The sequence below is a fragment of the Kushneria indalinina DSM 14324 genome, from assembly GCF_003385845.1.
Taxonomy (GTDB): Bacteria; Pseudomonadota; Gammaproteobacteria; order Pseudomonadales; family Halomonadaceae; genus Kushneria; species Kushneria indalinina.
Genome location: NZ_QRDJ01000007.1, coordinates 186,340 through 198,714, shown reverse-complemented (window position 1 = coordinate 198,714; position 12,375 = coordinate 186,340). Strand labels below are relative to the sequence as shown.

Genomic DNA, 12,375 nt, shown 5'->3' with positions numbered 1-12,375 from the left:
CGCAGCATCGCCCTCAACAATGACAAAAGGGCCTTTCATGCGAACCCATTTTCTCTCCTGCCGGCGCCAACTGGCCACGCTCATGACCCTGGGCGCCGGGGCGCTTCTGATGGCTGCCCCGGCCCCGGCCTCGGCCTCGGCCGACAGCGATCGTACGGCGCGCACCGCCGACTATATGGCCGATATTCGCGACCGGCCGCCCGAACTTCGCATGTTTTTGCAGCGCATGCCCAAGGGCGGCGACATCCACCATCACCTGTGGGGCGCGCCCTGGCCGGAAACCCTGCTGGAAGAGGCTGGAAAGACGGGGCTTTGCGTGCACGCCGATGGCTCGGCGATCGCGCCGCCGCCGTGTGACGGCGACGCGCTGGTGCCCGCCGAGGGTCTGGCACAGCGCGACAGCGTGCTCTACGCCGATCTTTTAAATGCGCTGTCGATGCGCAACACGCCCATCGGCCCCGGCACGCCGCCCATCGAGGGCCATGATCACTTCTTTGCCACCTTTGACCGCTTCGCTCCGGTAGCGGCCGGCTCGCCCGGGGCGCTTTTGAGCGCCTCGCAACGGCTGGCGGCACTGGATCATCAGCGCTATCTGGAGACCATGTCCAACCCCGGCGCGCTGCATGCTTTTGGCGCCATGGCGCAGTCGCGTGATCTCGACACTGATGATCTGGACGCGGCCTTCAAGGCGCTTTCGCCGGCGCTTGAATCGCATCTGGCAGACGCTCGTGAGGAAGTCGATGAGATGTTTGATGAGGCCGCCACACGGCTGGGGTGTGACAGCGAGGATGCCGCGCCGGGCTGTGACGTCACGGTGCGTCTGCAGGGCTTTGCCGTGCGCACCCAGGCGCCGATGGCGGTGTTTGGCGAGCTGATGATGGCCTTTGCGCTGGCCGATGCCGACCCGCGCTATGTCGGCGTCAATATCGTCGCACCCGAGGATAATCCGGTGGCGCTTGCAGACTACGACCGCCACATGCAGATGCTGGCCTTTCTCTCGAAGCACTACCCCGAGGTGCCGCGGGCACTGCATGCCGGCGAGCTGGCACTCGGGCTGGTGCCGCCGTTCGAGCTTCAGGATCACATTGACAAGGCGGTCGAGGTCGGCGGCGCTCGACGCATTGGACACGGCGTGGACATCGCCCATGAGCAGAACGCGCCGCAGCTTTTGCAGGCCATGGCCGAGCAGGACGTGGCGGTGGAGATCAATCTGACCAGCAACGACGTGATTCTCGGCGTGCGCGGCGCCGATCACCCGCTCAATCTCTATCGCGATGCGGGCGTGCCACTGGTTCTGGCCACCGATGATCAGGGGGTCTCGCGCATCGACCTGACCCATGAATACGAGCGTGGGGTCACCGAGCACGGCCTGGACTATCCGGCGCTCAAGCAGATGGCGCGCAACAGCCTCGAGTACAGCTTTCTGGACGGCGAGAGCCTGTGGGCGGACGGTGACGTGGGGGATGCGCGGGTGGAGGCCTGTCAGGACGTCGCGCTTGAAAATACGCCCGAGGGTGACTGCGCCCGCCTGATCGAGGCAAGCGATCGTGCCCGGCTGCAGTGGCAGCTCGAGCAGGATCTGGTGGCCTTTGAAGACGAGGTGGCGCAGTGGCCCTCGATGCTCGGCGCCAGCGAGCGCTGAGATCAAGAAGAGCAGCGGCCCGGGTTACGACGCCGGGTCCGCCGCCACCGGACGGCGCAGCACGCTGACCAGCACGCTCAGCGAGAGCAGCATCACGAAAACGCCGTAGACATAGATCGTGGCTTCCAGGCCGAATCGCTGAGTGGCCATACCCGCGGCCAGCGCCGGCAGGCTGGCGGAGAGATAGCTCACCACGTAAAACACGGCCATCAGTGAGGAGCGCTCGCCGGCCGGCGCCAGTGGCATGACCGCGCGCAGGGCGCCCATAAAGCCCGAGCCGAAGCCGAGGCCCGCCACGGCGTAACCGGTGATCAACAGCGCCAGGCTTGGCAGGTAGACGCTGATCAGCACCAGCACCAGCCCGGCGGGCAGCAGGGTGCTCGAGAGCAGCAGGATGGTTCGGGTCGTAAAGCGGCGAAAGCGCCAGACGCTGATACCGCCCATGACCGATAAAATACAGGCCAAAAGCCCGCCCATCAGGCTGCTGTGAAACCCGGCGACCTGCTCGGCCAGCGCCGGGCCCAGCGACAGGCTGAAGCCCCCCAATGCCCAGGCGGCCACATTGGCCGGCATGGTGCGCACAAAGGTGGGCAGCACCGTGGCCGGGACCCGGGCACGGGGCGTCATCGATGCCAGTGCGCCCGGACGGCGCGTCACGCTCTCCGTCATGCGGCCCAGCCCCAGTACCTGCCAGGCAAAAATCACGATCATCACGACATAGACCAGCCGCAGCGGCCAGGGGGCGCCTGTGACCAGCAGGCTGGCGCCCAGCGCGCCCAGACCCATGCCGATCATGGGGGCCACGCTTGCCATGACCGGGCCGCGCCGGTGGTCGCTGTCCATCAGCGCCGCACTCAGGGCGCTGGTCACGATGCCGGTGGCTACTCCCTGCAGAATGCGGGCGGCGAACAGCCAGGCAAGATCGGTGGCCATGAGAAAGCAGGCCATCGAGGCCAGCTCGATCACAAGGCCGGTGAGGATCACCGGGCGACGGCCGAGATAATCCGACAGCGCGCCGGTGAACAACAGCGTCAGCAGCAGTGCAAACAGATAGCTGGCGAACACCAGGGTCAGCATGAACGGCGAAAAGTGCCAGCTCTCCTGATAGAGCGGATACAGCGGCGTCGGCACGCCGGAGGCGGCCAGAAAAGCCATCAGCACCAGGGTATAGAACGCCAGCTGGCGCGGGCGTGGCGCATCCGGGGCCGTGACATCACGGGGCATGGGGGGCGACCTTGAGATAGATATCTTTTGGAATGGCGCCAGTGTAGGGGATTGCCCCGGCAGGGTCAGGTTTATGTTGCCGGTGGCGCTTGCCTGCGCCGTGCCCTCGGCGGTGTGGCAGAAAACTTTAGGGTGACGGGTGAATAAGGCATGAATTTATCGTTATTCCGATTGATCGATCCGGGTGCGCGCGTGGCACCCTTGGCGCCATGACATGAAGGCGGCAGTGGGAGGCGATTCCCTGCGGCCCGCATCATTGCCGTCGATCAGGAGAGCCAGGCATGGGGGTACACCGTTTTATCGGCGTCAACGCGCGCGACGCCATGCGTCAGGTGCGCGAGTCGCTGGGCGATGACGCGCTCATTCTCTCCAACCGCCAGGTGGACGGCGGCGTTGAGATCGTGGCGATGCTCGATGCCGATCAGGAAAGCCTGACCGGTCACCCGGCCGAGCCTGCCCCAAAAACGCCCGAGCCCGCCGCACCGGCGCCGGCGCCCCCCGAGCCCGTGCCCGAAGCGCCACCGCGCCCGAGTGGGGCAGCACCGGAGGAGATGCAGGCCTTCAGCGCGCAGCTGATGGGGGAGCTTTCCGCCATGCGCGATCTGCTCAATACCCGGCTCACAACGCCCCCCACCGCCGAGGAGGAGAAAGCCACCCCGGCCACCCGCCTGCGTCAGCGCCTGATCGGCGTGGGGTTCAGCCAGACCTTGGTACGTGAGCTGATCGCACTGCTGCCGGCCGAATTTGCCGACACATCCGAGACCGACATCGACGAGGCGCTCAACGGCTGGATCAGCCGTCAGCTGGCCGCCCGGCTGGAGATCTCGGATGTGAACAGCGACCTGCTCGCCGAAGGGGGCGTGATGGCGCTGATCGGCCCGACCGGGGTGGGCAAGACCACCACCACCGCCAAGCTCGCCTCGCGCTACGTGATGACCCACGGCAATCGCGACGCGGCACTGATCACCACCGACAGCTACCGTATCGGCGCCCAGGAGCAGCTGCGCATCTATGCGCGCCTGCTGGGCGTGGAGGTGCACGCGCTGGAGGGCGACGGCGATCTGGGCGCGCTGCTGGGACGGCTCATGACGCCGCGCCGGGCGCTGCTGCAGATGCAAAGGGCCACGCCCAAGCGCACCATCCTGATCGACACCCTGGGCATGAGCCAGCGCGACCCGCGGCTGGCCACCGAAGTGGCCCGTCTGGGCGAGGCGGGCGTGCCCATTGCGACCCTGCTGGTGCTGGACGCCGCCAGCCACGGCGATACGCTTGAGCAGGTGGTGGCGGCCTATCAGCAGGCTGCCGCCCAGGCCGGCACGCCCATCCGCGGCTGCATCATCACCAAGCTGGATGAATCCGCCCGGCCGGCGACCGTGCTGGACATTCTGGCCCGTCACCGGCTGCAGGTGCTCTTTATCGCCAACGGCCAGCGGGTGCCGGAGGATCTGGCGGCGGTGGACGTGGCGGCGCTGGTCAATGAGGCGCTGTCGGTCGATAGCGCCTCGCCGTTTGGCTATGACGCGGCAACCCTTGCCGAGATGGCCGGGCAGACGCGTCAGTCGAAGGCCCATGCCCTGTCGCGCGATGTCGTCAGCCACGGCCGTTCACTGCACGCCATGTTCGATACCCTGGGCCGCCGGGCGCCGGGGACCCCGCTGCTGGAAAGGCTCTGGGCCCACGGCGTCAGTAACGCCCCCAATGAGAGTTTTGCTGCCCACATGGCGGTGCGCGCGCCGCTGACCGTGGCCCCCAACGAGGAGCACGCCCTGTGGTGGTCGAAGGAGAATGGCTCGCGCAAGCAGGACTGGGCCATGCCGCTGGTGTCGCTGGATGACCACGGCCTGCCGCTGCCGCAGACCTGGCTGCGCCACCGCCTGCCGACCTCGGAAACCGCGCGCATGGCCTGGGCGCGTGAGACCCATCAAAGCGCCTGGCATCTGATGGCAACACTGCCGGCGGTTGAAGAGATGCATCGTCTGGCCGCCGATCGGCAGCTGTGGATGGCGGCGGCCACCGCCGCGCGCCGGGTTCGCCATCAGGGCGAGCGCCAGCGGCTGGTCGATCTGGCCGGTCTTGCCGAGGAGATCGATCAGCGCCAGTGTCGCTGGCGCGCCCGTCCGGTCAACATGGTGCTCTCCTGCCTGCCGGCACTGTACGAGACGCGCGGCAGCGGGGCGCCGGTGGAGGTGCTGGTGTGGTTTGCGCGTCTTCACGATGTCGATGACAACCGCGTGCTGGCGCGGCGCTACTGGCTCTCCAACGCCGTGACCGGTCGCGATGTGGCCTCACGGCTGGCCCGTGCGGTGGCGCTGGAGGGCCTGGAGGGGCTGACCCGCCAGGCGATGCGTCGGCTGGAAGAGAGCGGCGTGGCGCGCAGCGATCGCGAAACCCGACTGCAGCTGGCCTCGGGACTCGCGGCGCTGGCGACCCGGCTGGAGCTGTGCGGTGAGGACTGGGCCATGGATGTGCGCGCCCAGCTGTTCAATCTGTCCGGCGGTGCGCGACGACGCACCGGCACCGTGCTGCTGGAAGCCCTGCTGCAGGCCTTTACCGCCCGTGATGCGCTGATGGATGCCCGCGGGGAGCGCGCGTGATGGCGATTGATGCCAACGGTCGTCGTCATGTCGGGTGATCAGGCCAGCGGCCTGCGCCAGTGGTCGCAGGCGCACGCCTCGAGAAACGATACGGACGGGGCGCCGGCCGAGCTGGTGGTCATGGTATGGGGCGAGACGGGCCCGGGCATTGAGCAGCTGTCGCAGCGTCTGGCACTGCCCGATGGCGTATCGCACTGGCAGCCCCGGCCCGTCGTGCTGTCGGCGTCACTGCCCGACGCGGTACCGGACACTTCCTGGTGGATGCTGCAACTGGGCCATTTGTCGCCGCGGGAGGCGCCGAAGCTGGCCGAGGCGCTGCGTTCATTGCACCGCGCCGGCATGCCACAAACCGTGCTGCTGGATGCGCCTGAATCTCTGGCGGTCGCGGGGCTGATCAGTGCGGCACGCACCCATCTGGGCGTGCGGCTTTTGCAAAACGAGCGCACCTGGCATCACGCTGTCATGGCTGCGCCGGGACCCGGTTAAGGTAGACGTCAGCTCATTGTTGATGAAATACTTTGCGTCCTTACGTTTTTCTTCACGCACGTCGTTGTCTGCCTGTGGGCCTTGCCGCTAACCGGCGGCGTGCGTCGTTCATGATGCTGATCATTCCCGATGAGAATTGTCTCGAGTATTACCGGTGACCACTGGGTGCTGGCGCTGCGGACCGTGCTGGCCGTCTGGCTGGCGCTCTATGTGGCGCTGCGACTGGATCTGGCCCAGCCGGCCTGGGCGATTCTGGCCGTCATGATCGTGACGCTCCAGCCGGTCATGTTCTCGGGCGGCACGCCGCCGCTGGGCATCATCATTCATCGCTGTATCGGCCGCCTGATCGGCACCTTTCTGGGTGCGCTGATGGGACTGGTGCTGATCGCGCTCTTTGCCCAGCAGCCGATGCTCTATCTGCTGGCCGCCGGCGGCTGGCTGGCCTTTTGTACCTTCTGCGTGATGCTGCTCAACGACGAGCCGGCCAGCTACATCATGATGCTCAGCGGCTATACCGCGACGCTGGTCTCGCTGACCGCGATCGGCACCGGCGTGGACAACATCTTTGATCTGGCCGTGGCGCGTACCACGGAGACGGCGCTGGGCATCGGTGCCGGCTTTTTGATGCATGTGCTGATCAAGCCGCGCTTTGGCAGCCACGCCCTGCCGACCACGCTGGACGGCCTGACCGGCGGTGCCGCCGCCGAGGTGCGCATTGCGCTGGTAGAGCGGCGAACGCGTGCCGAGCTCAACGAGCGGCTGCGTACGCTGATGGGCAAGCACAAGCAGTTCGAGACCCAGCACGGGCTTGCCCGCTTCGAGTTTCGTCGCTTTCGTCGGCTGCTGCCGGCGCTGGATCGTTTTGCCGGCGACAGCCTGGCGCTGATGACCGGGCTGCGCGAGCTCGAGGAGGCCGTCGACCGACTGTCGCACTGCGAGGGCGCGGCAATGATCATGACGGCCCTGCGCGACCCGACGCTGCCCTTTCTGGACGCGCTGGCGCAGGGCGGCGAGCTGCCCGAGCAGCCGGTATTGCCCGACATCGACGCGCTGGTCACGGCCGAGGCACGGGTGACCCGGGTACGTGCCGAGCTGGTGCGCGAGCGTTTGAGTGAGGTGCTCGCCCTGTTGCATCACGGCCGGGCGCTGAGTCTTGCCATGCAGCACCACCAGCATGCGCGACTGGTGCGCCTGACCGGGCGACGCCCGCGGCGCGCCTGGCATCCGGAATATGGCGTGGCGCGCTACAACGCCTTTCGCGTGTTCATCGCCTTCGAGCTGCTGGGGCTTTTCTGGATTCACAGCGGCTGGCCGTCGGGCTATCTCTCCATGATGCTGCTGGGCGTCTTTATCGTGCTTTTTGCCAAGGCGCCCAATCCGGCGGCGGTGGTGCGACAGTTTCTGACCGGCACGATCTGGGCGGTGATCATCGGCTGCGTGTTTTCCTACGTGGTCTTTCCGGCCATTACCGGTTTTCCGCTGCTGGCGCTGAGCATCGCGGTGCCGGTGGTGATCGGCACGCTGATGACGCCGCACATGCGCTACTCGGCGATCGGGCTGGCCGGGGCGGTCACGCTGATGACGCTTTTGAACCTGCACCGCACCTACGAGTTTCACCCCACCCAGTTCATCAACGGCGGGCTGGCCTCGATTCTGGGCACCATCGTGACCATGGTGACCTATTCGCTCTTTCGCCAGCGCACGCCCGGGGAGCGTCTGGAAACCCTGGTGGCGGCCTACTGGCGCGGGCTTGAGCGGGTCACCCGGGCGCGGCGGCTGCCCTCAAGAACCTGGATCGAAAGCCGGCTGTATGACCGGCTGGGCCGGTTGCTGGCGCTGGGCAGCGGTGAACTGATGCTGCGTGAAGCGGTGGATCTGCACGCGCTGGCCATGTGCCTGTGGCGGCTGCGGCGCCTGGCCCGGGACAGCGGCCCCCATCAGCGCGACATCGAGCGCTGGGTCGCTGATCTGGGCCGGCAGCTGCCAGGGGCGGGTCGGGATGCACAGGCCTGGCAGCGTCTGGCCGCCGATAGTGAAGCCCGGGCCACGGCGCTTTACGATCTCGAGCCGCTGCCCACGGCGTTGATCGGCGAGTTCGAGATGCTCTCGCATCTGCTGCGGGATCTGCCCGGCGCCGAGGCGCAGGCCCGTGAAGCGCTGCAGGGCGCTGATGACGAACAAGGAGCCATGGATGCTCGATGAGTGGTCATTTCTGGGGTTTCTGACGCCACCCCTGTTTTTGCCGGTGTTTGTGGCACTTTTGCTGTTCTGGGGCGTGCGCCATGTGATGTCGCGCCTCGGGCTGTATCGATTTTTATGGCAGCCGGTACTAGCGGACATCGCCATTTTTACGCTGCTGTTGTGGGCGGTGCTGATGTTGAGCGGGGCACTGCCGGCCGGAGGAAGAGCATGACGGACAAGGAGTCGGGTATGAAGGGCGTGTCGGCAGTGGTGGGGCGCACCCTGCGCATTGTACTGACGCTGGCGCTGGTGGCCGCGGCACTGCTGGCCGCCTGGTGGATCTGGCATCACTACATGCATGATCCCTGGACGCGCGATGGCCGCATTCGCGCCGACATCGTGCAGGTCGGGGTGGATGTCTCGGGGCTGGTTGACACCCTGGAGGTGCACGACAACGATCTGGTCGACAAGGGCGAGGTGCTCTTTACCATCGACCAGGCGCGCTATCAGCTCACCCTGGATCAGGCCAAAGCGGATCTGGCGCGTTTCAAGGAGCAGCGTGACGAGGCGAAGGCGACCAGCAGCCGGCGTGATCGGCTCAACAACTACGTCTCCCAGGAGGCGCGCGACAACGCCCGCTTTGAATACCGCTCGGCCGAGGCAGCGGTACAGAACGCCGAGGTGGCCGTGCGGGCCGCACAGCTTGATCTGGAGCGCTCAACCGTACGCGCGCCGGTGAAAGGCTACGTGACCAACCAGCAGCTGCGCCCGGGGCAGTACGTCAGCTCCGGCACCCAGGCCATGACGCTGGTGGATGAGCAGAGCTTCTACGCGCTGGGCTATTTCGAGGAGACCAAGCTCGGCGGGATTCACCCCGGCGATCCGGCGCGCGTGCGCCTGCTGGGGCGTGATCGGGAGCTTCATGGCCATGTGGACTCGATTGCGCGCGGCATCGTCGACAACAGCCTGACCGGTCAATCCGGCCAGGCCGGCGGGCTGGCGGCGGTGAACCCGTCGTTTGACTGGGTGCGCCTGTCCCAGCGGATTCCGGTGCGCATTACACTCGATGAGATTCCCGCGGATCTGGTGCTCTCCGCCGGGCAGACGGCCACCATCTATGTCGATGCCCCCGGCCATGAGCCGGCCGAGGATGGCTGGGGAGCAGGGCTGCGGCGACAGCTCGAAAACCTCTTCGACCTCTAGACGCCCGCCCGGGCCTAACGGCTGTAGGGCGTGGCCGGTGCCGGCCCGCGCGGGTCCGAGTAGAGGTCCGCGCTCCGGCCCGGGTCGTTGAAGGCCGGCGGTCGTGACTGACCGGGCAGCGGATAGCCGTGCGGCGGCAGGGGATAGCCGGTCGATGGCGGACGATAGCCCGGTGGCTGGCCGCCGGGGCGGTGCCACCGATCGGGCCCGTAATAGCCGTTGCCACGCGGTGCATTGCCGTAGACGGTGGCCCGCTGTTCGCGCTCGAACTGACGACGCTGGCCGTCATAAAGGCGCTCATAGTCACGTCTCAGCCGCTCGTCGGGGTCGATGGGCTGTGGCCGGTGCCAGCCAAAGCCCGGCCGGCCGTCGTAGCCCCACTGACTATCAGGGCCGGGGCGCCCGTCAAATCCGGGGCGGTTGTCGAAGCCGGGTCGTCCATCAAAGCCGGGACGATTGCCGGGGCCGGGACGGTTATAAAAGCCCGGCCGGTTGCCAAAACCGGGTCGATTGGTGCGGTGCCAGTGGCGTTCAACGCCGCCGCTCCCCTGGCGAAACTGCGATTGATTCTGCGAAAAATGCGATCGATCCTGAGAAAAGTGTGAGCGTACTGGTCCCTGATCATCGGCCAGTGCCACACTGCTCAACGTTGACGCAACAAGTCCTGCGACAAGCCCTGCCAGTAATGGTGTCATGACGGCCCCTCCCGGGAGTCGTTCCTTGCAGCCTTCATTCTAGCCTGGCAGGGGGTGTACCGCGCCATGCCGGGATTACTCTTCGGCCCTGTTCCCCTGGCGGGCCTTCTTCTCGAGCTGGCGGCGCAGCTGCGGTGTGGCAATGCGCAGGCGCCAGGGCGCGTCACGATGCTCGGGTTCGGCGTAGTCGATGCCGATACGCGGCCCCAGAATAATGTCGTCATCGCTTACCGGTGTGCCCGGCTCGATCCAGAGGCCCTCACCGCTACACAGATCGAGGCGATTGTGGGCCGTTTTGGTGATTGCCATGGCGCGGGTCATCTTGCCGGGACCGTTCAGCATGTCGCGGCCCCGCTTGCCGTTGCGGCGCGCGATCATGGTCTCTTCACCCTGAACCGGTTCAATGGCGCGAATCAGTACGGCGCAGGGCTCGCCCACGGCCTCGGTCACCAGATTGAGCATGTCGTAGATGCCATAGATGATGTAGACATAGGCATGGCCCGGCGGACCGAACATCACCTCGGTGCGCGGGGTGCGCCCGTTCGAGGAGTGACAGGCGGTGTCCATGAATCCCAGGTAGGCCTCGGTTTCGGTGATCCGGCCGATCAGGCGCTCCTCGCCGTCATCGACGATGAGATGACAGCCCAGCAGGTCACGGGCGACCTCGAGGGTGGGGCGGTCGTAGAAGTGCCTGGGCAGCGGCGCCGGCGCGGGTGTTGCGGACATTGAACCTCCTTGTGAATGCGCCTGACACGGGGACAGCGTTGCCTCCCGGGTCAAATGATGCGATAGCATGGCCCCCAATGATGGACGAGCCCGGCGGGTTTCGCCGGTCCGGGGTGTCCGATATTTCCCTTATCCCGTGGTTGAACGCCCATGTTGCCTGAACCGCACGACTTCAATCAGATGCAAAAGCCCGGCTGGCAGGGCGCGCGAGGTGCCTGCCCGTCGCTGGCCACGCCCATGGAGACCGGGGACGGCTGGCTGGCGCGCCTGCCGCCGCTGATCGCACCGCTTGAGGGTGATGATGTCATCACGCTGTGCGAGGCCGCCGAGCGCTTCGGCAACGGGCTGATCGAGGTCACACGGCGCGGCAACCTGCAGCTGCGTGGTCTGGCCGAAGGCGCCCATCGGGGGCTTGCGGACTATCTGATCCGTCGCTTGTCGCGCCACTGGCTGGAAAGCGGCGTGCCGGCAGTGTCGATCGACCCGCTGATGGACGTCGATGAGGCCATCGATGCGCCCACGTGCGCCCTGGCCCGCCGGCTGCGCGGTCAGATCCTGATCGGTGCCCCGGCCGGGCTCGCGCCCAAGTGCGCCGTGGTGATCGACGCCGGGGGCTGGGCCGGGCTTGCCGGGCTTGCCGGCGATGTGCACGTGCGCCTGGACGGTGACCGCGGTGGCTGGATCGGCGTGGCGGGTGATCACGGCAGCGCCACCTGGCTGGGCTGGATGGTGGCCTCCAAGCTGTCCAGCGCCGTGCTGGGCCTTTTGAGCGAGATCGACATGCTCGGGTCCAGGGCGCGCGGCTATCATCTGCTCGCCCATGTCTCGATCTATACGCTCTGCGATGTGCTGGGCTGTCGTCCCGGCGCGCCACCGCCGCGCAGCGGTCTGTATCAGGGCCCGGACGCCGGCGCCCGGCGCCAGCGCGACGTGCTGGATGTGGTCTGGCCGTTCGGCCAGCTGCCGGCGCTGAAGCTTTTGCGCTTTACGCGCGAGGCGCTGCGCTGTGGCGCTCTGGCCTTTGCTGCTGCACCCGGGCGTCACTGGCGGCTTCTGTGTCGCGAGCATGCCGATGTCGATGCCATCATCCGGGCCGCGCGCCAGGCCGGTCTGATCGTGGCAGACGATGACGCCCGTCTTGCGATTGTGGCCTGCACCGGGGCGCCGGGCTGTGCCAGCGCCTTCATGCCCACCCACGACACGGCCCGGGCGCTGAGCGAGCGCTGGTCGCAGCTGTTTGATGACTCGGTCCGGCTGCACCTGTCCGGCTGCGCCAAGGGCTGTGCCAGCCTGGATCTCTGCACCTTCACCCTGGTCGGGATGGCGCAGGGGGTCGGGCTGGTCTTTCAGGGCAATCCGCGCGGCGTGCCCCGCCTGATCGCCGAGAATCCTGCGGCCCTGACGGCGGCGTTCGAGCACCTGGCGCACACGCTGGCCCGGGAAGGTCATGCCCTGCCGCTGGATGGCGACACCCTTGCCCGCATTGGAGAGGAGCGCCTCGTGGCGCTGCTGCGTGCGGGCAGTGGGCCCACCGGTAGCGCGTAAGGCAGGGCGCTGACGCACAAGGGCGGACGCTGTCGCATCGCCAGGGTAGAATGGCGCGCCTGACCGCCCTGATATCCAC

General features: G+C 67.1%; 10 protein-coding genes. 7 read left to right on the top strand and 3 right to left on the bottom strand.

Features of this window, described 5'->3' with window-relative positions; all coding sequences use genetic code 11:
* Positions 1 to 37: 37 nt before the first annotated feature.
* Positions 38 to 1,642, top strand: a complete 1,605-nt coding sequence (locus C8D72_RS07520) for an adenosine deaminase family protein (RefSeq protein WP_115853802.1) — start codon at positions 38 to 40, stop codon at positions 1,640 to 1,642.
* Between the two features lie 24 nt (positions 1,643 to 1,666).
* Here the strand turns inward: C8D72_RS07520 and C8D72_RS07515 are convergent, their stop codons facing one another.
* The gene (locus C8D72_RS07515) at positions 1,667 to 2,866 is read right to left on the bottom strand and encodes an MFS transporter (protein WP_115853801.1); all 1,200 of its coding nucleotides are present in this window, start codon (positions 2,864 to 2,866) and stop codon (positions 1,667 to 1,669) included.
* A 281-nt stretch (positions 2,867 to 3,147) separates the two neighbouring features.
* Here C8D72_RS07515 and flhF point away from each other — a divergent pair, with 281 nt between their 5' ends.
* From flhF to C8D72_RS07490, 5 genes are all read left to right on the top strand, one after another.
* Positions 3,148 to 5,460 carry a flagellar biosynthesis GTPase FlhF gene (gene flhF, locus C8D72_RS07510; RefSeq protein WP_115853800.1) on the top strand — a complete coding sequence of 771 codons (2,313 nt, stop codon included), beginning with the start codon at positions 3,148 to 3,150 and terminating at the stop codon, positions 5,458 to 5,460.
* Positions 5,461 to 5,487: 27 nt separating this feature from the next.
* The gene (locus tag C8D72_RS07505; protein WP_147301509.1) at positions 5,488 to 5,946 is read left to right on the top strand and encodes a hypothetical protein; all 459 of its coding nucleotides are present in this window, start codon (positions 5,488 to 5,490) and stop codon (positions 5,944 to 5,946) included.
* A 129-nt stretch (positions 5,947 to 6,075) separates the two neighbouring features.
* On the top strand, positions 6,076 to 8,148 hold the full coding sequence (locus tag C8D72_RS07500) for an FUSC family protein (protein WP_115853798.1): 2,073 nt from the start codon (positions 6,076 to 6,078) through the stop codon (positions 8,146 to 8,148).
* The gene (locus C8D72_RS07495; protein ID WP_170140537.1) at positions 8,138 to 8,359 is read left to right on the top strand and encodes a DUF1656 domain-containing protein; all 222 of its coding nucleotides are present in this window, start codon (positions 8,138 to 8,140) and stop codon (positions 8,357 to 8,359) included. The genes C8D72_RS07500 and C8D72_RS07495 overlap by 11 nt, the downstream gene beginning before the upstream one ends.
* Positions 8,356 to 9,330, top strand: a complete 975-nt coding sequence (locus C8D72_RS07490) for an efflux RND transporter periplasmic adaptor subunit (protein ID WP_245955192.1) — start codon at positions 8,356 to 8,358, stop codon at positions 9,328 to 9,330. Before C8D72_RS07495 ends, C8D72_RS07490 begins: the two co-directional genes overlap by 4 nt.
* Before the next feature lie 14 nt (positions 9,331 to 9,344).
* Here the strand turns inward: C8D72_RS07490 and C8D72_RS07485 are convergent, their stop codons facing one another.
* Both C8D72_RS07485 and C8D72_RS07480 read right to left on the bottom strand, forming a co-directional pair.
* A complete protein-coding gene (locus tag C8D72_RS07485) occupies positions 9,345 to 10,025 on the bottom strand; it encodes a hypothetical protein (RefSeq protein ID WP_147301508.1) in 681 nt (226 codons plus the stop codon).
* 75 nt (positions 10,026 to 10,100) lie between these two features.
* On the bottom strand, positions 10,101 to 10,751 hold the full coding sequence (locus tag C8D72_RS07480) for a DNA-3-methyladenine glycosylase (RefSeq protein WP_115853794.1): 651 nt from the start codon (positions 10,749 to 10,751) through the stop codon (positions 10,101 to 10,103).
* A 150-nt stretch (positions 10,752 to 10,901) separates the two neighbouring features.
* Here C8D72_RS07480 and C8D72_RS07475 point away from each other — a divergent pair, with 150 nt between their 5' ends.
* The gene (locus C8D72_RS07475) at positions 10,902 to 12,296 is read left to right on the top strand and encodes a hypothetical protein (protein WP_115853793.1); all 1,395 of its coding nucleotides are present in this window, start codon (positions 10,902 to 10,904) and stop codon (positions 12,294 to 12,296) included.
* Positions 12,297 to 12,375 lie beyond the last annotated feature (79 nt).